Here is a 23,330-nt window from a genome sequence, read left to right on the forward strand (position 1 = left end):
GGCAGGCTCAGATGGTATTGCGCAGCCCCAGTTCATAGGGGTGCGGGTCCAGGTAGGTCTGGGCGCGGATATAGTCGGAGCCGTGGCGCTTGACGTAGTGGGTGAGCAGCCGCAACGGCACCACCAGGTTGACCTGGCCTAGGCGGTACTCCTCGATAGCCTGGAGCAGGTCCTGGCGGCTGGGGCCATCCAGGCTGCGTCTCAGGTAGCCGAGTACATGGCCGAGGGCATTGGCGTGGGTCTTGCGGGTGGCACGGCGGCTCAGCGCCGCCATGAAGTGGCGCAGGTAGTGGGCCAGGGTCTCGTCCAGCGGCTGCCGGTGGGCCTCGGCCAGGTAGCGCCCCAGTTCCCGGTAGCTCTCCACATGGTGGGCCATCAGCAGCAGCTTCTGGCGGCTATGGAACTGCAGCAGGGCGTGGTAGCTCGGCTCGGCCTCCACCTGGCGCTTCCAGTCATCGAAGGCGTAGACCCGGGTGATGAAGTTCTCGCGCAGCACCGGGTCGTTGAGACGGGCTTCTTCTTCCAGGGGAAGCTCCGGGAAGTGCCGTTTCAGGGCGTGCACGAAGGCACCGGAGTCGGCATGGCTGGGCATGCCGTTGGCGTGGTAGACCTTGACCCGCTCCAGGCCGCAGCTGGGTGAGCCCTTCATCAGGATGAAGCCGCGCAGGTGGCGGTGGCCGGCAATAAAGTGCTCGCCGACGCGGTCCAGGTCATCGGTGACGTCGCGGCTAGGGTCCGCGGTGCCCACCACCCGGGGGCGTTCGCCGAGCCTGCCCATCAGGCGAATCGGCTCCCGGGGTACGCCGAGGCCGGCCGCCAGCTCCGGGCAGAAGGGCTCGAAAGCGAAACGCTCGCCGAGCACCTCGAGACAGTAGCGGGAGCGCTTGTGGCCGCCGTTGTAACGCACCTGTTCGCCCATCAGGCAGGCGCTGATGCCTACCGGGATGCCCGCATTGCTGGCGTGACCTCGGGTCATGGCTGGCTCGCTCCTTGAATTGGCCTTGCCCTATCATCGCCTGCTGACGCGGGCTCCCACAACACCAGTGGTCTCCCCAGCCCCCAGGGGGGTTGGCTTTAGCCGGCGATTAGCGATTAGCAATCTTGGTGGCCTGCAGCCGCATGCCCTCGAAAATTGGCTCACTGATGGCTGCGGGAAACTCCTCGGGCAGTTGGTTGGCCACTTCGGCAATGACCGGCTCGGTGCGTTCGGCAGCTTCCTGCAGGATGGCCGATGCCCGGTCGGTCGAGAAGCCAACTTGGCGGGCGGTGCTGAGGAAGTGCCGCGGTGCCATCCTGGCCCAGTGGTAATGGCGATTCTTGCCTTTCAAGGCCATGGCCATCTTGGCTCTTTCGGCGGTGATGCTCCCTTGCGTCATTAGGGGGTGCGCGGAGATCACGTCGTAGAGCGGCGTCATGCGATAGGCGCTGCCGGGCTCGAGGAAAAGGCTGAAGTTCTTGGCATGGCCATCGATCGCCGCCAATAGCCAGAAGATGACCTGGGTCTTGAAGAAAACCTCCCGGTCCTGGCGTGCTTGCTGCGAGCCGAGCAGCAATTTCATGACGGCCTCGATGCCGGGCCCGCCATCGCTTTCGTACTTCAGCGCGGGGGCGACTCCCAGCGCCTGGCAGATGTCTTCCTGGGGCAGGCGCATCAACCAGGAGCCGTCTTGCGACCAGCGTCGATCGAAGCGCTGAACCACGAGGGTTCGTTGTGCCCCGAAACTCGCCAGCTCCGCCCGGGCGACGGGGAGTCCGAAGGCCTCAAGGAGCCGGAGGCAAAGCCACTCATTTTCACCGCTCTGGCGAAGATCGATATTGCTGTGCTCGAGAAACCCGATCGGCAACTTGAGGATATGGCTGGTGGGCGTGCTCCCGGCAGGACGCTGCCACCTGCCCTGATGCCATAGCAGGGCGGTCTTCTCCTGGGCACCGGCCAGGGAAATGCGGAAATCCGCATCCCGAGCCATGCCCAGGGGGGCATCCTGATAACCGGCCAGCAAGGCCTCGATGGCGTGATCGTCCAAGGGCTCGGCGGAGAGGGTCTTGACGTCGGGAATGACCTGGCCTTCGGGGTACAACTGGATGGCCCCGATGCAATCGCGACCTATGCTGGCTAGAAGGTCGAAGGGATGTCGCGTCGCGATCCCGAAACGAGCCTGCATCCTGGCGCGAATTGCCTCGGCATCCGGCAGCAAGTTATCGAAGAAGTTATAGACAACCGAGCCACGATAGGGCGTTGTCGTCAGGGGTAGCGACAAGGAGATGGCGCGAGCCCCGGGGCGATTGACCCACTCCGCGAGGTATTCGAATGCCATGGCGCCGGTTTGCGACAGTGACAGTACGCCGACCTCGATGCCATTGAGCGCCACGATAAGCCTAGCCATGGCCTACCACTCCTGGTCCCAGGAATGATCGTTCGACGTGGCGTCGTCTGCCGAGGCGCGTTCGCTGAGGTGCAGCTCAAGCTCGAGGGCCGAGAGCAGTTTGAACAGGGTCTCGATACGGCTCCGCTCGGGATGATTCTCGATGCTGGACACCGTCGCCTGCTTGATGCCGACCAGCTCGGCGGTTGCCTGCTGGGTCAGGTGGCGATCCCGCCGCGCATTTCTCAGGGATTGGGCCAGCATTTCCGGCGAGGTGATCTTCATCGTTATCCCTCATAGCGGATAATGGGTGATATATCCTCTATGAGGGATAATAGCATAATATCCGCTTTGGGGGATATTGTGTGCCGAGTTAAGAAAAAACGCCAAGGTTGTTGCCAAGTTAAAATTATCTTGGTGAAGTGAACGAAATATTCCGAGGCAGGAGCGGTGGCGATGGAAGCCATAGGCTATGCCTATCTGCATGAGCGATTACGACTGGGGGTTTCTCCGCCGGTACGTCCTGCACGGGTGCGCCCAGTGACGCGAATCGTAGCGCTGGAAGAGGAGCTGGCGGTCCCCATGGAGCGGGCGCCGGCGGGGGACTTGCTCTCGCACCTGCTGTTTGCGCTGAAGCATGAGGGGGTCGAGCTGGCGATTCTCGCCGAGACCCTGCCCCAGCTGTCGCCCGAGGGCCTGATCGAGGCGATACAAGCCGCGCCAAATGGTATCTATCTGCGTCGGCTGGGCTATCTCTACGAGGCCTTCGTGGCGAGGTTACCGTTTGATCCGCCGATCCGGGGACGCGTCGTGCCACTGTTTGACCCTGGTCACTATGTCACGGGGCCTGCCGTGCGCGACAGTCGCTGGCGTGTCGACTTCAATGGCCTGGGAAGCCTGCATTATTGCGCCGTGGTACGCCGCACGCCGGAGATCCAGGCCCTGCTCGAGGCCGAGATCCTGGCCAAGGCCAGGGCGTTCATGGCTTCGTTGCCGCCGGGAATGCTGGATCGTGCCATTCAATGGGCCTATCTGAGCGAAACCCAGTCGTCCTTCGCTATCGAGCGCGAGTCGCCCTCGCCAGACAAACAACAGCGTTTTATGCAGTTGCTGCGTCAGGCCCATGAAGGCAGGGCCCTGGATGAGAGCTACCTCGTTGAATTACAGAACAGCACGGTCAACAACCCCTTCGACAAGGCAGCGGCCTTCCGGCATGAACAGAACTACCTGCATAATGGCTTGCCGGGAGCCTTGGGCGTTAGCTACCTTCCCCCGCCGCCCGGGTTGTGCGATGCATTGATGGAAGCGCTGATGGCCTGGGCCAATGCGCTTCCTGAAACCGGGGCAAGCGCTCATGATGAAGGCGTCCCGGCATTGGTCGCTGGGGCAGTGCTCTCATTTGGTTTCGTGTTTTTACACCCCTTTATGGATGGCAATGGGCGTATCTCACGCTTCCTGCTTCATCACACCCTGTGTCGATTGGGGGAGTTGCCGCGGGGCAATTTGCTGCCCATTTCCGTTGCCATGAAGCGCCATGAGGCGGATTACCTGGCGGCTCTCGAGGCCTTCTCGAAGCCTGCGCGTGAGCATTGGCGAGTCGACTGGATCGACGCCGATCATCATGATTTCGTCTTCACTGGCAGTGAAGCCCTCTATCGCTACTGGGACGCGACCCCAGCAGTCGCTTTCACGCTCAGGATGGCACAGGCGGCGCTCGATAAAGACCTCAAGGAAGAGGCGGCGTATCTGGCCTGTTTCGATCGAGTCTATCGCGCCATCGACTCGCGTTTTGATGTTCGTGGCAGTGATCTGGCCAGGCTGACCATGATGTGCCTGAGTCATGGTGGGCACCTGTCCAAAAACCGCCGCAAACAATTTCGTTATCAGGTACCCGATGAGGTATTGGACGCGATCGAACGGGAGGCGGGGCTGGCCTTGAGCGAGGACAGCCATCTTGGTGACTCGTGACCAGAATGCCAGCCTCCGCCCACGAGGAAGCTGGCTTTAGCCCGGTCCGACGCCTCGGCGGTCTGACGCTTCGGCGGCCCGACGCTTCGGCGGCCCGACGCTTCGGCGATGGGGCCCGTCAGGGCACCAGTGCCAGGGCCTCGCCGGCGAACAGCCGCGCCTGGGCCTGCCGGGTCAGGCCATAGGCCCGGCGCAGGGCCGCACGCTCCGCCTCGCCACAGGGCAGGGGACTCTCTAGCCCCGGTGACGTTCGCCAGGCGTGGCAGCGGGCCTGGTCCGGGTCGGCCAGGGGGATCTCCACCAGGCGATCCTCGCCGTCGAACCAGTGCAGGGCGCCGTTAAGGAAGAAGTCGGCGACCTGCGGTGCCCCATCGTCGAACAGCGAATGCCCCATGGCGTGGGGCAGCGGCATGCCCAGCAGCTCGGCCAGGGTTGGGGCCAGGTCGCGCTGGTGGGCGATGCGCCCGGGCTCCCCGGGGGCGACCCGCTCCGGCATATAGAGGGCGAAAGGCAGCAGGGCGCGCTCCAGGGCGCTGCCCTGGACCCGGGCGGTGTGGTCGGAGGCCAGCAGCAGCGCCCAGGGGTGTCGCCAGTCCCTGGCCTCCAGGGCGGCGACGAACTCGCCCAGCTCCCGGTCGGCCAGATGCAGCACATTGCGTTCCACGTCCAGCGGTGTCTCCCCGGCGGTCAGCCGCGGCGCGGCGTCATGCAGCTGGATGTCGTGGGTGGTGTTGGTATTGATGCCCACCATCATCGGCTCGGCGAGCGAGGGCAGGGTGGCCAGCACATGGCGATAGAGGTCGCCGTCATAGACGCCCCAGGCGTTCTCGTCATAACGGCGCGTGTCGATATCGGCCTTGCCCTGGCTGCGCTCGAAGCCCAGCGACTGGGCGTAGGCCCCGACCCCGCTGGTGTTCTCGTGGGAGCCCTGGAAGAAGGCGGTACGCCAGCCGGCGTCCCTCAAGCGGCGCGGCAGGCAATCGTAGTCGTTCAGGGCCTGGGAGGTCTTGGCCAGGGTCTGGCCCAGGGGGTTCTGGTGGCTGCAGAAGACGGCGAACATGCCCTCGGTGGTGCGCATGCCCCCGGAGACCAGTTCGCGGCTGGCCAGGCCCTGCGCGGCGATGGCATCGAAATTCGGGGTCACCGGGGTGCCGTCGTCCAGCGGCCGCATATGGGCGCTGGACCAGCTCTCCAGCAGCACCACGATCAGGTTCACGGGCTCTGCAGTGGTGGCTGACGACAGGGGTTGGCGATCGGCATAGAGCCGGGCCACCTCGTCACGGGCCGTGTCGCTGTCGAGCCAGTTCATGGGTAACTGGCGTAGGCTGTCGTGGCCGCTCTGCAGGCCATAGAGGGCGGCATAGGCGCCGTTCAGGGCGGCGGTGGCCTCACCGGCGTCGGCCAGGCGCATGGCGTCATGGGGCCCCTGGGGTAGCTGGGTGATACTGCCCCGCACCAGCAGCACGCTGAGCCCCATCACCACCAGCAGCGACAGTTCCAGACGCGGCCCCCGGCCCGGCTTGCCACTTGGCACCCAGGCCAGCAGCGAGATCAGCAGGGTCAGGACGGCGATGGCCAGCAGCCAGGGCCAGTGCAGGGCCAGCATCTGGGCCGCGCTGCCGGCGGAGTTGAACAGCTCGGCGGCCTCGTAACCGATATGGCGTCCCGTCTCCTGCCAGTAAAGCCAGTCGCCCAGGTGCGCGCCCAGCAGCAGCACGCAGGCCGGCACCAGCCAGCCGCGCCGGGGTGGCGTCAGGCCCAGGCGAGTGGGTAGCCACAGGCCCAGCACGGTGAGGCCGGCGAGCAGGGCCGAGATCGCCAGATCGAAGCGCAGCCCCCACCACCAGGCGCGGGGCCAGAGGGCGTCGGGGACCATCCAGGCGCTGCCCAACAGCCGCAGCGTCAGGGTCAGCAGGGTGAGAATAACAAGGAATTTCAGCCAGCTGCGCAATAGCGCCGGCGTTTGAGGCGAGGTTCTCTGCGTCATTATCTTGCTTATGGTTTTTTTGAAGGCGGTGAATATTACCAAAAAATGTCGGTGGAGGCCGACCAAATACGGTTCCTCGCACTTTGTCGTGAATACTATCGTGGGAGATTCTATGTCGCCCCTCAAGCTGCCACCGCGGTTTCCGTGGGAGCGCGGCGGTCCGGCGTCCCGGTTCCGCGCGATTGGCGCCGCCAGGCGCCTTGATCGCCCGCAGGGCGATCCTGGTTGGCACCCAAGGGCGACTTCGTCGCCCAATCGCTCGGCACAGCCAAGCTCCCACAACAGCAAGCCGGAGATCTGCCATGTCGTGGCTTCACGCTGATCTGCGAAGAACCTTAAATGCCAGTTTCCGCAAGGGCGCTGTTATATCGATATATTGTCCAAGGGTTGTATAGTAGTTGCTCCTGGTTTCCGACTGCGGCGGCATGCCCATGATAGTGAAGCGACTCCTTCCCGTTGTGATCCTGGCCATCGGTATCGCCGGCTTCGTGGCGTTGCGCCTGACCCGGCCCGAGCCGCCGCCGGCCACGGCTCAGGAGCGCAGCTGGCGGATCGAGGTGCAGCGGGTCCGGTTGGGGGAGCGGACGCCGATCCTGCCGCTGTTCGGCGAGCTGGTGGCGCCGCAGCGGGTGACCCTGACCGCCTCGCTCCCGGCGCGTATCGCCGAGCGGCCGGTGCGCGAGGGGCAGCGGGTGACCGAGGGCGAGTTGCTGGTGGCCCTGGACGAGGCGGATATCGCGCCGCTGCTGGCCCAGGCCGCGGCGGAGGTGGCCGACCTGGAGGCGCAGTTGGCCAACGAGCAGCTGCGCCTGGCAAGTGACCGCGCCGCCCTGGCCAGGGAGCAGGAGATCCGCGATAACGCCGGCCGCCAGTTGGAGCGGGCGCGCAGCCTGGTGGAGCGCAACCTGGGTTCCCGGGCCGACCTGGACGCCGCCCAGGATGCCCTGTCCCGGGCCCGCCTGACCCTGACCACCCGCGAGAACGCCATCGCCGAGCATCCCGCTCGCCGCGCCAGCCTGGAGGCGCGGCTGGCGCGGGCCGAGGCCAACCTGGCGGCGACGCAGCGGGATGCCGAGCGGGCCCGGGTCATCGCGCCCTTCGCCGGTATCGTCAGCGAGGTCCGGGTGGCACCCGGCGACCAGGTCGCCGCCGGGGCCGGTCTGCTGTCGGTCTATCCCGAGTCGGGGCTGGAGCTGTGGGCTCGGCTGCCCCGGCAGCATGAGGCGGAGCTGATCGAGGCCCTGGCCCGTGGCGAGACGCTGCTGGCCGAGGCCGAGAACGGCGCGCGCTTTACCCTGGCGGGCTTCGCCGGCGAGGGCGATGCCAGCGGCAGCGAGGCGATCCTGGCGTTGCGCGAGGCGGTTCCCGGGCTGCGCCCCGGCAGCCTGCTGGCGGTGACCCTGGCCCGTCCCGCTCACCCCCGCGCCCTGGCGCTGCCCTTCAGTGCCCTGCACGGCAACAATCGCCTCTACCGGGTGGAGGAGGGGCGGCTGGTGCGCCTGGAGGTGGAGCGCCTGGGGGAGACCCTGGGCGCCGAGGGTGAGCGTCTGGCCCTGGTGACCGGCGAGGCCCTGGCCGATGGCCAACGGATCATGATCACGCATCTGCCCAATGCCATGCAGGGCCTCAGGGTGGATGTCGCCGAATCGGCCGAGGAGCCGGAGGCGTGAGCAAGCGGCGTGGGGTGATCGGCTTCTTCGTCCATCATCGGGTGGCCGCCAACCTGGTGATGCTGGTGATGCTGGTGGGCGGCGTGCTGGGGCTGTCGCGGATGAATATCCAGTTCTTCCCGACCTTCGCCCTCGACGTGGTCAGCGTGCGGGTGGTGTGGAGCGGTGCCTCGGCGGAGGATGTGGAGCAGGGCATCACCCTGCCCCTGGAGCAGCGCCTGCGCAGCATCGACGGCCTCAAGCGCATGACCTCCACCTCCACCCAGGGGGTGGCCAGCATTACCCTGGAGTTCGTCGAGGGCACCGATGCGGTGCTGGCCCTGGATGATGTGCGCCAGGAGGTGGAGGGCTTCACCAACCTGCCGGCGGAGGCCGAGCGGCCCCGGGTCAGTCGCCTGGCCCGCTACGAGCCGGTGGCCCGCCTGCTGCTCTATGGTGACCTGGCCGAGGACGAGCTCAGGACCCTGGCCCAGCGCTTCGAGACCCAACTGCTGCAGCGGGGCATCGACCGGGTCGAGCTGGAGGGCGTCGCCGAACAGCAGATCAGCATCGAGGTGCCCGTCGAACGACTGCAGACCCTGGGGCTGACCCTGGAGCGGGTCGCCGAGCGTATCCAGGCCATGTCCCGGGACCTGCCGGCGGGGCTGCTGGCCCAGCAGGACAGCGCCCGGGAGCTGCGTGCCGTGGAGCAGCGTCGTACGGCCCGCGACTTCGAGAGCCTGCCGATCCTCAGCGGCGATCGGGTCCATCTGCGCCTGGGGGACATCGCCATCCTGCGTCAGGAGCCGCGTCGCGGCCAGGTGAGCCTGACTCATCGGGGACTGCCCGCGGTGGAGCTGCAACTGCAGCGGGCCGAGGCGGGGAACTCGCTGAGCGCGGCCCAGGTGCTCGACGACTGGCTGGAGGAGGTGCGCCCGACCCTGCCGCCCTCGGCCCGCCTCGAGGTGCATGACCAGAGCTGGCAGCTGATCGCCGAGCGCATCTGGCTGTTGATCGGCAACGGCCTGGGCGGCCTGGTGCTGGTGATACTCCTGCTCTATTTCTTCCTGCCGGCGCGGGTCGCCGCCTGGGTGGCGGTGGGCATTCCCACCGCCTTTATGGCCGCCATGCTGGTGTTCTGGGGCATCGGCGGCTCCATCAATATGATGTCGCTGTTCGCCCTGATCATGGCGCTGGGGGTGATCGTCGATGACGCCATCGTGGTGGGCGAGGACGCCGATGCCCACTACCGCATGGGGGAGGCGCCGCGCAGCGCCTCTGAGGGGGCCGCCAGGCGCATGCTGTGGCCGGTGGTGGCCTCGTCGCTGACCACGGTGGCGGCCTTTATGCCGCTGCTGATGGTGGGCGGGGTGATCGGCAATATCCTCGGCGATATTCCCATCATCATGATCTGCGTGCTGATCGCCTCCCTGGTGGAGTGCTTCGTGGTGCTGCCGGCTCACCTGCGCCATGCCTTCGACCCGCGACGGGAGGCGCCGCGCCATGCCCTGGAGCGGCTGCGCCAGGGCTTCGAGCGTCGCTTCCTGGCCTTCCGCGAGGGGCCCTTCCGGCGCCTCTCCGCGCTGAGCCTGCGCCACCGGGGCGCCACCCTGGCCTCGGCCCTGGCGGTGACCCTGGTCATCGCCGGTCTGGTGGCCGGCGGACGCATCGCTTTCACCTTCTTCCCCTCGCCGGAGCCCACGGTGCTCTATGCCAATGCCAGCTTCGTGGCCGGTACCGAGGCGGCGCGGATGGAGCGCTTTATCGAGCATCTCGAGGCGACCCTGGAGGAGACCGAAGCGGCGCTCGGCGGCGACCTGGTTCGCACCCGGGTGACCCGCTACGGGGCCAGCCTGGGCGCCGGTGGCACCGGGCGGCGTGCCGACGAGCTGGGCTCGATCATGATCGAGCTGATCTCCCCGGACGATCGGGAGGTGCGCAACAGCGAGCTGATTCGCGCCTGGCGGCGGCGCATCACCCTGCCGGCGGGCCTCGAGGCCCTGACCATCAGCGAGCGGGCCGCCGGGCCGCCGGGGCGCGACGTGGAGGTGCGCCTGGTGGGGGAGGAGGCCACCGCGCTGCGCGCCGCCGCCGACCGGCTGCGCGAGGCGCTGGCCGGCCTGCCGGGGGTGCTCGATACCGAAGACGACATGCCCTGGGGCCGCGAACAGCTGATCTATCGCGTCAATGCTCAGGGCGAGGCCCTGGGCCTGACCACCGCCGAGCTGGGTCGCCAGCTGCGCACGGCCTTCGACGGCCAGGTGGTGCAGGTCTATCAGCAGGGGGCCGACGAAGTGGAAGTACGGGTGATGCTGCCCCGGGAACAGCGCGAGCGACTGGCGACCCTGTCGCGGCTGGCCATCCGGGTGCCGGACGGGCGACTGGTGCCGCTGACGCAGGTGATGAGCCTGTCACCGGCCCAGGGTTTTCAGGCCCTGCGCCATGCCGATGGGCGCCTGGCGGTGGCGGTGGGGGCCGAGCTGGATGGTGCCGTCACCTCCGCTCAGCAGGTGCTGGAGAGCCTGGACCGCGAGACCCTGCCGGCCCTGGCCCGGGATTTCCATGTCTCCTACAGCTTCGAGGGACGCGCCGCCGACCAGCGTGAGACCCTGGCCGATATGCGCACCGGGCTGATCGTCGGCCTGGGGTTGATGTATGTGGTACTGGCCTGGGTATTCGCCTCCTGGAGCCTGCCGCTGATCGTGATGGCGATCATTCCCTTCGCCCTGGTGGGCGGGGTGCTGGGGCACTGGCTGCTGGGCATCGAGCTCACGGTGCTGTCGTTGTTTGGCCTCTTCGGGCTCTCCGGCATCGTGGTCAATAACGCCATCATCCTGGTGACCTTCTATCGCCAGCAGCGCCGCCAGGGGCTGGCCATTGACGCCGCCCTCAACGAGGCGGTGGTGCAGCGGGTCAGGGCGGTACTGCTCACCTCCCTGACCACCATCGGCGGCCTGATGCCGCTGCTCTTCGAGACCTCGCTGCAGGCTCAGTTCCTGATTCCCATGGCGGTCTCCATCGCCTTCGGCCTGGGGCTCTCGACCCTGCTGGTACTGCTGGTGATTCCGGCGCTGCTCTCCTGGCTGGAGCACCTGCGGGCGCGCCTGGGGCGGCATGGGGAGGAGTACCCGAGCGCCGAGGCGCCGGACCGCGGCTAACGCCAGCTCCCACAGCAGGTTGGGTGGCCAGCCTCACAGCAGGCTGGGCAACCACTGTTGCTGGGAGAAACACTGGTGTTGTGGGAGTCCGGATTCCGGACGATTGGGCGACGCAGTCGCCCCTGGTGACAGTCAGGATCGCCCTTCGGGCGAATCGCGCGGAATCCGCGCTCCCACCAAACCTGTGGATCGGCTAAGGCCGCGCCAATCCACCGCAGCCGGAACGCTTGTGTGGGCGCCGATCAACTGATAGATTTGTTGTTGCAAATCATTTTCATTGGCAAAGAGGAATTGCAATGAAGCATTTCATGTTTCTGGCGGCTCTGACCTTCGGGCTGGTGGGCGAGGCCCTGGCCGAGCGTGTCGATCACTTTCAGGGCGAAGCCGCCGAGACCCTGCAGGCGGCGGTCGAGAATTTCACCGATTATAACCAGCGTCTCGAGGCCCTGCTGGCCCAGGAGTCGCTGAGCGATGAAGAGCTGGGGCAGGTCCATGAGCTGACCTATACCCTGGAGAATGCCCTGGAGACCCTCTCGGAGGAAGTCGGCGAGATGGCCGTGGAGCTCGAGGAGGTGCATCTGGCCTCGGAGCGCCTGGATGGCGAGGGCGTGAAGTCGCATGGCCAGGCGTATCTGGACAAGGCCAAGACGTTGACCGGGATGGAGTGACCGGCCGCAGGCCCCACGGATAATCGGCGAAACGTCGGCCCGCGGCTAACGCCAGCTCCCACTGGGTGAGGGGATGCCACCGGTATTGTGGGAGCCTGCTTCACAGCGGTCCGACGTCTCGGCGATAAGGTTGGGTAAGTCGCCGGCTAAAGCCAGCTCCCACAGGGGTATCAAAGGGTTGTCGGCAAAGCCAGCGCTCAGCACTAGCGGCCCCGCCATTGGCGGGGCCGCTGTTGTTTCAGCCGTTTCAGCCGGTGTCAGACACCGCGCACCGCGGTGAAATCGAACCAGGCACCTTGCCAGCCTTGGCTGGTTTCGATGCGTACCCGGGCCCGCCAGGGCATCACCTCCTCGGTGCAGATACCGACCTGAGCCGGGCCGGCGAACTGGCCCTCGGCGGTTTGCTCCAGCGGGAAGCGGTGCAGGCCCATCTCCATGCCGACCCCTTCGAAGTCGACACGCACCCGCCGGATATCGCCGGCATCGCTCTCCACATGCAGCCTCAGCGGCGTCAGGGCATGGATCGGCTTGTCGCCGTCGATGGCGAAGCGCAGTCGGCTGCCGTCGGCCAGGGTCGCGCTGCAGGGGCCCCGGTTGAGGTCGCAGGGGGCCTCGGCGGCTTGCCAGTCGATGCCGTCACGCCCGGTCAGATGGTGGGCAGCGTACCAGGCGGCGGCCCCCAGGATCAGCAAGGTGGTCAGGATAAGGATATTGAGGCGCAGCGAGGTGGTGGAGGCGACCATGGAATCGATAATGATTGGCAAAGACGCCACTCTAGCAGCTGTCCAGCGTGAGTGCCTGTGCGACATTGTCGCAGCCATCGCCTGGGGGCAGTGCGCGCCTGGGATGGCTCTGGATTTGCGGCGCTTCGGATGGCCCGCCGCTTAGAAGCGGTAGATGACTCGGGCGCTGGTGATATTGAGGTGGTCTAGGCGGTCGGCATCGATGTATTCGTACTCGAGCCGGCCCTGCCAGGCATTATGCTGAATGCTGGCGCCCAGGCCGAAGGTCTGGGCCGTACCATCCAGGGAGTCGCGTCGCCAGTTGCCTTCCGCGGGACCGGCCACGTCGGCCTGCCAGCCGGCCAGCCCCGACTTGCCATAGAAGTGCAGCTTGCCCAGGCGGAGTCCGGCCATGACCGCGCCGCGCAGGCTGGCGCTGTCGAGCTGTACCGGCATGCCCTGATAGGTGGTGGGCAGCTGTTCGCTCTCCAGGTAGGCGAATTCGGCGCCGATCTCGAAGCGCGGGAGGCGAGGCAGCAGGTAGCCGGCGGCCACGCGGAAGCCCGAGGTGAAACCATCGAAGAAGTCCACGGATTCGCCATCGACGCGCACGCCGTTGTCCAGCTCGATGAACTCGGGGTCGTCCTGGGGCGAGGCGGATGGCGCCGCCGCCAGCAGGGGGGGCGAGGCGACCAACAGGGTGAGTAGCGTTAGCCGAGACAGTGAGCGCATCATGATGGCGTGATTCGGGACGGGTGGAACCCCTAGTTTAGCGGAATAAGGGGGATTCGCCAGACCCACGGCGTCACGGCCGGCAAGCGGGTATACTGGGCGGGCTGATTCACCGACTACAGGATGCACCGTGAACGAGATCACCCTGACCCAGCCCGACGATTGGCACCTGCATGTGCGCGATGAAGAGGCCCTCGATCGGGTCGTGCCCTACAGCGCCCGCCAGTTCGGTCGCGCCATCATCATGCCCAATCTCAAGCCGCCGGTGACCACCACCGAGCAGGCCCTGGCCTACCGCCAGCGGATCCTCGCCGCGGTGCCGGAAGGGGTGGCCTTCGAGCCCTTGATGACGCTGTATCTCACCGATAACACCGCCCCGGAAGAGATCGAGCGGGCGGTGGCCAGCGGTCAGGTGCATGGGGTCAAGCTCTATCCCGCCGGCGCGACCACCAATTCCGACTCCGGGGTGACCAGCGTCGACAAGTGTGCCGATGCCATCGCCGCCATGGAGCGTCTCGGCCTGCCGCTGCTGGTACACGGCGAGGTGACCCATGCCGAGATCGATATCTTCGATCGCGAGGCGGTGTTTATCGACAGGGTGATGAAGCCGTTGCTGGCGCGCTTCCCGGACCTGAAGGTGGTCTTCGAGCATATCACCACCCGCCAGGCGGTGGAGTTCGTGGAGGCGGCACCGGCGAATGTGGCGGCCACCATCACCGCTCACCATCTACTGTTCAACCGCAACCAGATGCTGGTGGGCGGTATTCGCCCCCACTATTATTGCCTGCCGGTGCTCAAGCGCGAGAGCCACCGCGAGGCGCTGCTCTCGGCGGCCACCTCCGGCAGCCGCAAGTTCTTCCTGGGGACCGATAGCGCGCCCCATGCCAAGGGGGCCAAGGAGAGCGCCTGTGGTTGTGCGGGCGCCTTTACCGCCCCGGCGGCCATCGAGCTCTATGCCACCGCTTTCGAGCAGGCCGGCGCCCTGGATCGCCTGGAGGGCTTCGCCAGCCATCATGGCCCCGACTTCTACGGCCTGCCGCGCAACCCGCGCAGCATCACCCTGAAGCGGGAGTCCTGGATCCTGCCGGAGAGCCTGCCCTATGGGGACGAGGTGATCGTGCCGCTGATGGGCGGCGAAAGCCTGGACTGGAAGCTGGTGTAACTCGCCGAGATGCCGGGCCGCAGCTAAAGCCAGCTTTCACCACCCCAGTGGCAGCCCGCACCTGGTAGGAGATTCTATGTTGCCCCTCCAGCCGCCACCATGGTTTCTGTGGGAGTTCGGATTTTTCCGAGCGATTGGCGCCGCCAGGCGCCCTGGGGTGCCTGGCCAATCGCTCGGCACAGCCGAGCTCCCACAATAGGCTGGGTGGCCACTGATTTTGTGGGGGCTGGTTTTGGCCGCGGCCCGGCGCCTCGGCAATTAGCGTCTACCGCCCTTGCGCTGGCGCACCTCGAAGATCACCGACTTGGTCAGGATGGTCAGCAGGAACATCAGCCAGCCGGCGGTGGCCAGCACATTGAACAGCAGCAGTCGCTGGGCGCCGGTCAGGGGGGTGACCAGGGCCTCGAAGGGGATGGCCAGGGCCATGGCCAGCAGCAGCGGCAGGGCCACCAGATGCATCAGCATCTCGGTGCGCCGCTTGCGGATCCGGTAGCGGCCCAGCATCAGCCGCAGGGGGCGATGGCCCAGGGAAACGATCAGGCAGGTGCCTACCAGGCAGAGCGCCGTGATGCTGGGCAACGGGGTACCCAGCCTGGTCGACAGGCTCGCCGACCAGGCCAGCCCCAGCCACATCACTCCCTCGAGGCTGGCGATCAGGTCGCCCGAGTAGCGTACTTTGCTCATTCCCGCTCCGTTGTCATGTCCCGCCCAGGCTTGCCTTCCCTCACTGCCTCAGCGACGGCGCCATAGGGCGCGTACCCAGCGCCAGCGATTGATCAGCAGCGCCGCGAAGATCAGCCCGCAGCCCAGCAGCTGCCAGGCGCTCATGGTCTCATTGAACCACACCGCCGCCATCAGCGCGGTCCATACCGCTTCCAGCATCATGATCACCGCCGCATGGCTGGGGGTGGTCAGACCCTGGGCATAGACTTGCAGGAAGAAGCGCAGGGTGCTGGCCAGCAGCACGCTGGCCGCCAGCCAGGCCAGGGTATCGCCTCCCAGGCGGGCGGGCCAGGGCTCGGTCAGCGCCGACAGGGCCGTCAGCACCAGCCCCACCACGATCAGCTGGATGGCCGTCAATGGCAGGGCGGGGAGGCTGCGTACGACCCGGGAATTGAGGTTGAAGAGCAGGGCGAAGAGGGTGGCCGCGATCAGGAACAGCCACTGGCTCGCTTCCAGGTGAAAGCCCCGGTCCAGGGACAGGCAGGCGAGCCCCACCACCGCCACCGGCAGGGCGATCCAGGTGGTCTTCGGCGGCCGGTCACCGAACAGCAGGCGGGCCATCACCGGCACCAGCAGGATGCCCAGGCTATTGATAAAGGCGCTCTCGCCCAGGTGGGTGGCATAGGCCAGGCCCAGCACCCAGAAGGCGATAGCGGCGGCGAAGACCAGGCCGACACCCAGGGCCCCCGTGAACTGTGCCGGGCGACGCTTGCGCAGGCTGGGCCAGGCGAAGGGCAGCAGCAGCAGACCCGCCAGCAGGAAGCGGCTGCCGATAAACAGCAGCGGTGGCAGGCCGTTCAGCGCTTCCTTGGAGAAGATCCATCCGGCGGCGGCCAGCAGGGTGACGGCGAGCAGCAGCAGGTCGGCCTTGAGGGGCGGTCGGGAAGCGGCGGTCATGGGACTCCTGTCGTCGGGGAGAAAGCGTCCTTGGCGAATCGATGATACGTGATCGGGACCAGGCCGCCCAGCGACTATGCTGAAGCCAATAGAGGAAGGGAGGCCTCGCCATGGACCCCATGACCATCAGCCACCACGGCGCCGTGGATGGCGTCACTGGCAGTTGCCACCGCCTGCATATCGACGAGCAGCGTTCGCTGCTGGTGGACTGCGGTCTCTTCCAGGGCGAGGAGGCCGGCGGTGAGGCCTTCGAGCGACAGCGCGTCGATTTCTCCCTGGAGGGCGTCCTGGGCCTGGTGGTCACCCATGTGCATATCGATCATATCGGCCGGCTGCCCTATCTGGTGGCGGCCGGTTTCGAGGGGCCGATTTTGTGCAGCGAACCGAGCGCCGAGCTGCTGCCCCTGGTGATCGAGGACGCCCTGCGGGTGGGCTTTACCCGGGATCGCCGGTTGATCGAGCGTTTCCTGGCGCGGGTCAGCGCCCAACTGGTGCCCCTGGCGTATCGCCAGTGGCACCAGTTGGTGGATGACGCCGGCCACCGGGTGCGGGTGCGTCTGCAACGCGCCGGACATATTCTCGGCTCCGCCTATGTGGAGGTCGACTGGCGGGACAAGGCGCGCCGCGAGCACCAGCGGGTGGTCTTCTCCGGTGACCTGGGGGCGCCCCACGCGCCGCTGCTGCCGGCGCCGCGTTCGCCCCATGGCGCCGATGTGGTGGTGCTGGAGAGCACCTATGGCGATCGCCGTCACGAGGATCGTCGCCAGCGCCGGGATCGCCTCCAGACGGCCGTCGAGGCGGCCCTGGCCGATGGCGGCAGCGTGCTGATCCCGGCCTTCAGCATCGGCCGCACCCAGGAGTTGCTCTACGAACTGGAGGGGATCATTTATCGTGCCCGCCGCCAGGGCGGCGAGGCTCAACGGTTATGGGGCGAGCTGGCGATCATCGTCGATTCGCCCCTGGCGGCACGCTTTACCCAGGCCTACCGCCGGCTGCGCCCCTTCTGGGACGCCGAGGCGCAGCGGCGCCTGCGGGCGGGGCGCCATCCGCTGGACTTCGAGACCCTGCATACCCCGGAGAGCGACGCCGAGCACCAGCGCTGCGTGACGCACCTGACCGAGACGCGGCGCCCGGCGGTGGTGATCGCCGCCAGCGGCATGGCGGCGGGCGGGCGTATCGTCGATTACCTCAAGGCGATGCTCGGCGACCCCTGCCATCAGGTGCTGTTCGTCGGCTATCAGGCCCGGGGCACCCCGGGGCGGGCGATTCAGCGGTACGGCCCCCGGGGCGGCTGGGTCGAGCTGGAGGGGCGGCGCTACGCGATCCGCGCCAAGGTGGAGAGCCTGGGCGGCTACTCGGCCCATGCCGATGCCCGGGACCTGCTCAACTTTATTCGCCGCATGCGTCGCTGGCCGCGTCAGGTGCGCCTGGTGCATGGTGATCGAGAGGCCAAGCAGGCCCTCAAGGAGGCCCTGGAGACCATGGCCGCCCAGCGCGAGGTGGCCATGGAGGTGGTGATTCCCACCGGCTAGCGTCGCTTCTTGTAGACCCGGGTGATCAGGGTGCCCTGATCATCGAATTCCAGGCGCCGGTTGCGCCCGGCCAGGCAGGCAACGATGGCGGCGAAGCCGGCGATGCCCACCAGTACGCCGGTGACGGTGGTCAGGTCGGCGCCCAGTTGCAGCAGCAGGCCGATGACCAGGGGGCCCATGGCCGCCAGGGTATAGCCGAAGCCTTGGGCCATGCCGGAGAGCTTGCCGGCCAGGCGCGAGTCGCCGCTGCGCAGCACGATCATGGTCAACGCCAGGCTGAAGGCGCCGCCCTGACCGAGGCCGAGCAGGGTGGCCCCCAGCCAGCGCTGGGAGAGCGGTGCCTGCAGCAGGATCACGAAGCCGGCGGTGGTCAGCCCCAGCATCAGCAGCATGGCGGGGCGCTGGTCGCGATGCAGGCGGGCCAGCCAGGGGGCGCCGAGCGCCGAGATCAGCTGTACCATCACCGAACCGGCCAGCAACCAGCCCGCCTCGCCCTCGCTCAGGCCGCGCCGCTGCAGCAGCACCGGCAGCCAGCCGAAGACGATATAGGCCAGTGACGACTGGCTGCCCATCAGGGCCGTGACCTGCCAGGCCAGGGAGTGGCGCCATAGCCGGACGCGTGGGGCCTTGGGCAGGCTGCCGGGGGCCGGCGGCCTGGGGTGGGGCATGCCCAGTCGCCAGGCCGCCAGGGCGGCCAGGGCCAGCAGGGCCCAACTGGCCAGGCTCAGGTGCCAGTCGCCCAGCCAGTCGGCCAGCGGGATGCCGAGCCCGGCGCCCAGGGCACCACCCAGGCACAGCGCCATGGTATAGACCCCGGTCATCAGGTCGGCGCCCTTGGGCAGTTCCCGCTTGACCAGGGCCGGCAGCAGGGAGCCGGCGATGCCGATGGCGGCGCCGACCCCGAGGGTGCCTAGATAGAGCAAGGGCGTCAGCTGGTTGGCGCGCAGCAGCAGGGCACCGGCCAGCAGCAACAGGGCCAGCGACAGGGCGCGCTCGGGGCCCAGGCGCTTGGCCAGCCAGGGCGCCAGGGGCGCGAAGAGCCCCAGGCAGAGTACCGGCAGGGTGGTCAGGGCGCCGATGCCCAGGGGCGACAGGCCGGTGTCGGCCTGGATGCGATTGAGCAGCGGCGATAGCGAAGAGAGGGCGGGTCTCAGGTTGAGACCCACCAGGACCATCAGGGCGAGGAAGCCGATCAGGCGTCCCCGCGATGGCATGGGTTGACTAGCGGCCATGTCTGTCTCGACGTTCACGGCCTCCCACGGCGGCGGGGCCCGACCAGCGATGACCGGACTGTCCTTGCTGGGCGCCCCGCTCGGTGGTGATACCCTCCAGCGCCTCGAGACCATAGAGTTGTGGATTGCGGGGTGCCGCCTGGGGGGCGGCCTTGGCACGGATGGTGGTGACGTCTTCCACGCTGATCAGGCCCGGACGGGCTCCCACCGGGCTCAACTGGGTGGTCAGATGGCCCTCATAGGCCCAGCAGCGCTGGGGCACCCAGGCGACCCGCCAGACGCGCCCCTGCCAATGGGCCTGTCCCTGATCGTCGATGCTCAGTGCCTCCAGGGGCACCAGGGCGGCAAAGAGCCGCGAATTGAGCACCAGCCCGCTGGTGTCGAAACTGATGGGACCCTCGTAGCTGCCGAGATGCAGCGTCTCCAGCAGGGCCTTGGCGCGTCCCTTGGCGGTGGCCAGGCCGCGACCACACAGATGCAGCAGGTCGTCATCGATCTGCTTGATGATCCAGCATTCGGGGGGCTTGCCTTTGAACATGCTAAGCATGGGGCATCAGTATTGCTGTGATTAGCGTGGGGGTATCAGAATCGTACATTCGCATAAAGCAATGAAGCAGGCCAGCGATAGGGGCGCTGGCCTGAAGCGATTCCGGGCTTAGCCTTGCTGGGCCGGGCGGCGCGGACGGCGACGCCGACGCGCCGGCTTGGCGGCATCGTTGTCGCGACCACTGGATTGACGCGCCTCGCCACCCTGGCGGCGTTGCTGGTCCTGGCCTCGGCCGCCGTTGCTCCGGCCACCATTACCACCCCGGCCCCCATTGCCGCGACCGCGGTTACGACCATTCTCGATGGGTTCGGGCTTGGCATTGGGGTCGGGCTCGAAGCCGGGCACGATGCGCTTCTCCAGGTCGCGCTTGATCAGCCGCTCGATGCCCTTGAGCAGGCCGTGCTCGTCGACGCAGACCAGCGACACCGCCTGGCCCTCGCTGCCGGCACGGCCGGTGCGGCCGATCCGGTGCACATAGTCTTCGGCCACGTTGGGCAGCTCGAAGTTGACCACATAGGGCAGCTCGCTGATATCCAGGCCGCGGGCGGCGATATCGGTGGCCACCAGCACCTGCAGCTCGCCACTCTTGAAGGACGACAGCGCCTTGGTGCGGGCCGACTGGCTCTTGTTGCCATGGATGGCCATGGCCGGGATGTCCTGCTTGCTGAGCTGCTCGGCGAGGCGATTGGCGCCATGCTTGGTGCGGGTGAAGACCAGCACCTGATACCACTGCTGCTCGCTGATCAGATGCGCCAGCAGCTCGCGCTTCTTCTCCCGGTCGACCTTGTAGACTGCCTGGTCGACGGTCTCGGCGGTGGTGTTGCGGCGTGCTACCTCGATCTTGGCCGGGTTGTCGAGCAGCTTGTGGGCCAGGGTCTGGATCTCGTCGGAGAAGGTGGCCGAGAAGAGCAGGTTCTGGCGCTTCTCCGGCAGCAGCTTCAGCACCTTCTTGATGTCGTGGATAAAGCCCATGTCGAGCATGCGATCGGCTTCATCCAGCACCAGGATCTCGATGCGTGACAGGTCGACGTGCTTCTGCTGGTGCAGGTCGAGCAGGCGGCCGGGGGTGGCCACCAGCACGTCCAGGCCGGGGCGGATGGCATCCACCTGGGGCTGCTGGCCGACGCCGCCGAAGATCACGTGGCTCTTCAGGGTCAGGTGGCGGCCATAGTCGGCCACGCTCTCGCCCACCTGGGCGGCCAGTTCCCGGGTCGGGGTCAGCACCAGGGCGCGCACCTGGCGCTTGCCGGGACGCGGGCCATCGGCCAGGCGCTGCAGCATCGGCAAGGTAAAGCCGGCGGTCTTGCCGGTACCGGTCTGGGCGCTGGCCAGCAGGTCGCCGCCACCCAGCACGGCGGGAATCGCCTGGCGCTGGATCGGGGTCGGGGTAGTGTAGCCCTGTGCCTCGACGGCACGCAGCAGTTCGGCACGCAGGCCGAGATCGGAAAAGCTCATGGAAACTCCATCGACCCCGTCGCCATCCGCCGCGGCAATGGCGGCGAGAGTCCCGGGCGGCGGGTCAAGAAACATCGGGTGACAGGTGCGGCAGGAGGGACTAGTAAACGCCGCGCCGGCATCATGACAGAAAAGCCCCTTCAGTGCGAGGCCCTTGGCCGTGGCATTGGGTCGCGGCGGGCGGGAGTCGCGTGAGATCAAGGGGTTGTTGTCCAACGCTCGTTTCAGTAGCGTATTTGATTGCTTGTTCAAATAAATATCGTCACCGATCAGCCGCGAAAGGCAAGGAGCCCCGATGCACGTTTCGAAACCCGCGATCTCCGCGCTTCTCACTGGCCTGGCCGGGATTGGCGCCAGTGGCCTCGTCCTGGCCGAGGCGCCCGATCGTCCGGCGATGCAGGAAGCTCACCAGGCGTTCGCGGTGATTGCTCATCGCGGCGCCAGTGGTCATGCCCCGGAGCAGACCTGGCCGGCCCTGGAGCAGGCCCTGGACATGGGTGCCGACTACCTGGAGCTGGATGTCCAGGTCACCGCGGATGGCGAGCTGGTGGCCTTCCATGACGACGACATGGCGCGGACCACCGGGGTCGAGGGCGCCGTGAGTGAGTTCACCCTCGCCGAACTGCAGGCCCTGGATGCGGGCCGCTGGTTCAACGAGGCCTTTCCCGAGCGGGCCGAGACGGCCTATGAGGGGGCGCGGATCCTCAGCCTGGATGAGATCTTCGCGCGCTATGGCGACTCCGTGCGCTACTACCTGGAGACCAAGTCGCCGCACCTCAATCCCGGGCTGGAGGAAGCCCTGGTGGAGCGCCTCGAAGCCCATGGGTTGGCGGAACCCGAAAGGGTGCTGATTCAGTCCTTCGACCGGCAGAGCCTGCTGCGGGTGCATGAGCTCGATGCCGAGCTGCCATTGATTCAACTGCTCTGGTACTCCCCGGAAGAGGAGGGCGCCGAGGCCCTGGTGGAGTGGAGTGGGGTGACGCCGGCCCCGGAGGAGATCCGCGATACCGACTTCCAGGCGATCGCCGACTATGCCATCGGGGTGGGCACCAACCTGACCTACGATGATGGCCGCGAGGTGATCGATGGCGACTTCGTACGCCAGGCCCAGGCCAACGACCTGCTGGTGCATATCTACACCATCAACGACGGCGAGACCATGGCGCGGCTGGTGGACTGGGGCGTGGATGGCCTCTTCACCAATTTCCCGGATCGCCTCGGCGAGCTGGTGCCGGCCGAGTGACCGGGCCAAATCGCCGAGACGTCGGACCGCGGCTAAAGCTAGCTTGTATGTTTGAAGGAGGCCCAGAACGGGCAATAGTGAGCAGGCTTGTCGGTGGAGGGTGTCCCGATGATGGTGGGCTCGCCATGGGGCGCCTGGCGGCGCCAATCGCTCGGCAAAGCCGAGCTCCCACAGAATCACGGTGATGGTTTGAGGGGCAACATAGAATCCCCCACCGGGGGGGGAGGCTTAGCCCGCCTCGTCGCGTCCCAGGGCCCGGAGGATCCGCGCCCGGTGGCCGGCATTGAGGCCGGGCACCCGGGCCAGGGTGACCTCGTCGACGTCCTCCAGCTGTTCACGGCTGACCAGGCCGTGCAGGAAGAGGCGCCGGGCCAGGGTGGCGCCGACGCCGGCGATGGTGGTCAGGGGCGCGGCATGCTCGTCCAGGTAGGCCTGGCGTCCCGCCTCGTCCAGGTCGTCGCAGCCGCCCTCGCGGTAGAGCGCCAGGGCCAGCTCGGCCAGGTGCCGATGGGCGCGGTGCAGGCCGTCGTGGATCGCCTCGGGCAGCGAGGCCGGGACTTCCAGGGTGCTTAGGCGTACCCGGGCCATGCTCAGCACATGGCGGCGGGTCTCGGCGTCGGCGCCCTCGGCACCCTCGACCTCCTGATGCAGTTCTCGAATGGCTTGCAACAGGGCGCTTATCTGGGCGTCTTCCATGGCCTTCTTCCTCTAACGGTCGGTCATCAGCCGCGGCGCCAGGGCCGCGGCGAGTTGGTCGGCCACCGCGTCCCAGCTCTCGCCGAGCGCGCGCACCAGGGCCGGATAGCCATCGCCGGCCAGCGGGCGTTCGGCATGGAAGCGCCCCTGGGCCAGCGGCTCACCCTCTGCCGACTCCAGGCGCCAGGTGCCGCCGGCGATGGCCATCCCATCATAGCGTCCCTCGAAGCGTTCCACCTCGAGCCGCAGGCGCGGCGCCGGGGCGTCGCCGCTGCGGGCCAGGGCCACCCGGGCCCGGGGCAGCCGCTCGGCCAGGCGATCGCGCAGCCCGCGAGCCAGGTGCGGGCCCGGGGCCTCGATCCAGCGGTGCTCGCGGGCCTGGTGGCGGCTGATATCGTCCAGTTGCAGGACGATGCCTTCCTGGTTGAGGTACTCCACCAGATGCAGGGGGGCGATCAGTAGCCGGGTCTCACCGGCACTCGGTGCCGCCTCGGGGCCGGGCAGGGCATAGCGCTGTGTCGAGGCGCCGCCGCCGGCGCAGCCGGCCAGCAGGGCAAGGAGCAGCAGCGGGAGTATCAGGCGCGACATGAAACCTC

The 23,330-nt window shown here is 67.3% G+C and carries 20 protein-coding genes; 7 read left to right on the plus strand and 13 right to left on the minus strand.

The features are described 5' to 3' along the window. Positions 1-7 precede the first annotated feature (7 nt). The 3 genes from ACZ5EF_RS08620 to ACZ5EF_RS08630 all read right to left on the minus strand — a co-directional run bounded on the left by ACZ5EF_RS08620 (position 8) and on the right by ACZ5EF_RS08630 (position 2,648). Entirely contained in the window at positions 8-976 is a 969-nt protein-coding gene (locus ACZ5EF_RS08620; RefSeq protein WP_346060512.1) for a YbgA family protein, read from the minus strand. Positions 977-1,085: 109 nt separating this feature from the next. Next, positions 1,086-2,384: a type II toxin-antitoxin system HipA family toxin gene (locus ACZ5EF_RS08625; RefSeq protein WP_346060511.1), complete on the minus strand. Its 1,299-nt coding sequence runs from the start codon at positions 2,382-2,384 to the stop codon at positions 1,086-1,088. Positions 2,385-2,387: 3 nt separating this feature from the next. After that, positions 2,388-2,648 (minus strand): helix-turn-helix domain-containing protein, encoded by a 261-nt coding sequence (locus ACZ5EF_RS08630; RefSeq protein ID WP_346060510.1) that lies wholly within the window; start codon positions 2,646-2,648, stop codon positions 2,388-2,390. A 171-nt stretch (positions 2,649-2,819) separates the two neighbouring features. Between ACZ5EF_RS08630 and ACZ5EF_RS08635 the strand changes: the two genes are divergently transcribed. Next, positions 2,820-4,331 carry a Fic family protein gene (locus tag ACZ5EF_RS08635; protein WP_346060509.1) on the plus strand — a complete coding sequence of 504 codons (1,512 nt, stop codon included), beginning with the start codon at positions 2,820-2,822 and terminating at the stop codon, positions 4,329-4,331. Between the two features lie 118 nt (positions 4,332-4,449). Here ACZ5EF_RS08635 and ACZ5EF_RS08640 read toward each other — a convergent pair whose 3' ends face one another. Next, positions 4,450-6,318 carry an LTA synthase family protein gene (locus ACZ5EF_RS08640; RefSeq protein WP_346060508.1) on the minus strand — a complete coding sequence of 623 codons (1,869 nt, stop codon included), beginning with the start codon at positions 6,316-6,318 and terminating at the stop codon, positions 4,450-4,452. Between the two features lie 431 nt (positions 6,319-6,749). On the opposite strand from ACZ5EF_RS08640, the gene ACZ5EF_RS08645 reads away from it, so the two are divergent. The 3 genes from ACZ5EF_RS08645 (at position 6,750) to ACZ5EF_RS08655 (ending at position 11,793) form a co-directional block, all read left to right on the plus strand. After that, a complete protein-coding gene (locus ACZ5EF_RS08645) occupies positions 6,750-7,988 on the plus strand; it encodes an efflux RND transporter periplasmic adaptor subunit (RefSeq protein ID WP_346060507.1) in 1,239 nt (412 codons plus the stop codon). Continuing rightward, entirely contained in the window at positions 7,985-11,125 is a 3,141-nt protein-coding gene (locus ACZ5EF_RS08650; protein WP_346060506.1) for an efflux RND transporter permease subunit, read from the plus strand. Before ACZ5EF_RS08645 ends, ACZ5EF_RS08650 begins: the two co-directional genes overlap by 4 nt. Before the next feature lie 296 nt (positions 11,126-11,421). Then, positions 11,422-11,793, plus strand: coding sequence for a DUF6746 family protein (locus tag ACZ5EF_RS08655; RefSeq protein WP_346060505.1), 372 nt, complete (start codon positions 11,422-11,424; stop codon positions 11,791-11,793). 257 nt (positions 11,794-12,050) lie between these two features. Here ACZ5EF_RS08655 and ACZ5EF_RS08660 read toward each other — a convergent pair whose 3' ends face one another. Next, positions 12,051-12,557: a hypothetical protein gene (locus ACZ5EF_RS08660; protein WP_346060504.1), complete on the minus strand. Its 507-nt coding sequence runs from the start codon at positions 12,555-12,557 to the stop codon at positions 12,051-12,053. A gap of 120 nt (positions 12,558-12,677) precedes the next feature. Next, on the minus strand, positions 12,678-13,250 hold the full coding sequence (locus tag ACZ5EF_RS08665; RefSeq protein ID WP_346060503.1) for a hypothetical protein: 573 nt from the start codon (positions 13,248-13,250) through the stop codon (positions 12,678-12,680). Between the two features lie 127 nt (positions 13,251-13,377). On the opposite strand from ACZ5EF_RS08665, the gene pyrC reads away from it, so the two are divergent. Next, the gene (gene pyrC / locus ACZ5EF_RS08670; protein ID WP_346060502.1) at positions 13,378-14,409 is read left to right on the plus strand and encodes a dihydroorotase; all 1,032 of its coding nucleotides are present in this window, start codon (positions 13,378-13,380) and stop codon (positions 14,407-14,409) included. A 258-nt stretch (positions 14,410-14,667) separates the two neighbouring features. On the opposite strand, the gene ACZ5EF_RS08675 is transcribed toward pyrC, so the two are convergent. Both ACZ5EF_RS08675 and ACZ5EF_RS08680 read right to left on the minus strand, forming a co-directional pair. After that, positions 14,668-15,093: a hypothetical protein gene (locus ACZ5EF_RS08675; protein WP_346060501.1), complete on the minus strand. Its 426-nt coding sequence runs from the start codon at positions 15,091-15,093 to the stop codon at positions 14,668-14,670. A gap of 48 nt (positions 15,094-15,141) precedes the next feature. Further along, a complete protein-coding gene (locus ACZ5EF_RS08680; RefSeq protein ID WP_346060500.1) occupies positions 15,142-16,029 on the minus strand; it encodes a DMT family transporter in 888 nt (295 codons plus the stop codon). 110 nt (positions 16,030-16,139) lie between these two features. Between ACZ5EF_RS08680 and ACZ5EF_RS08685 the strand changes: the two genes are divergently transcribed. Beyond that, the gene (locus ACZ5EF_RS08685) at positions 16,140-17,561 is read left to right on the plus strand and encodes an MBL fold metallo-hydrolase (protein ID WP_346060499.1); all 1,422 of its coding nucleotides are present in this window, start codon (positions 16,140-16,142) and stop codon (positions 17,559-17,561) included. Here the strand turns inward: ACZ5EF_RS08685 and ACZ5EF_RS08690 are convergent. The 3 genes from ACZ5EF_RS08690 to ACZ5EF_RS08700 form a co-directional block, all read right to left on the minus strand. After that, positions 17,558-18,793: an MFS transporter gene (locus ACZ5EF_RS08690; protein WP_346060498.1), complete on the minus strand. Its 1,236-nt coding sequence runs from the start codon at positions 18,791-18,793 to the stop codon at positions 17,558-17,560. The genes ACZ5EF_RS08685 and ACZ5EF_RS08690 overlap by 4 nt on opposite strands. After that, entirely contained in the window at positions 18,783-19,340 is a 558-nt protein-coding gene (locus ACZ5EF_RS08695; protein ID WP_346060497.1) for a hypothetical protein, read from the minus strand. The genes ACZ5EF_RS08690 and ACZ5EF_RS08695 overlap by 11 nt, the downstream gene beginning before the upstream one ends. Positions 19,341-19,448: 108 nt before the next feature. Continuing rightward, positions 19,449-20,795 carry a DEAD/DEAH box helicase gene (locus ACZ5EF_RS08700; protein WP_346060496.1) on the minus strand — a complete coding sequence of 449 codons (1,347 nt, stop codon included), beginning with the start codon at positions 20,793-20,795 and terminating at the stop codon, positions 19,449-19,451. 295 nt (positions 20,796-21,090) lie between these two features. Here ACZ5EF_RS08700 and ACZ5EF_RS08705 point away from each other — a divergent pair, with 295 nt between their 5' ends. Then, positions 21,091-22,038, plus strand: coding sequence for a glycerophosphodiester phosphodiesterase (locus ACZ5EF_RS08705; RefSeq protein ID WP_346060495.1), 948 nt, complete (start codon positions 21,091-21,093; stop codon positions 22,036-22,038). 228 nt (positions 22,039-22,266) lie between these two features. On the opposite strand, the gene ACZ5EF_RS08710 is transcribed toward ACZ5EF_RS08705, so the two are convergent. Then, positions 22,267-22,734, minus strand: coding sequence for a hypothetical protein (locus ACZ5EF_RS08710; RefSeq protein ID WP_346060494.1), 468 nt, complete (start codon positions 22,732-22,734; stop codon positions 22,267-22,269). 12 nt (positions 22,735-22,746) lie between these two features. Next, a complete protein-coding gene (locus ACZ5EF_RS08715; protein WP_346060493.1) occupies positions 22,747-23,322 on the minus strand; it encodes a PqiC family protein in 576 nt (191 codons plus the stop codon). Between the last annotated feature and the right edge of the window lie 8 nt (positions 23,323-23,330).

The organism is Bisbaumannia salifodinae, from assembly GCF_055388505.1.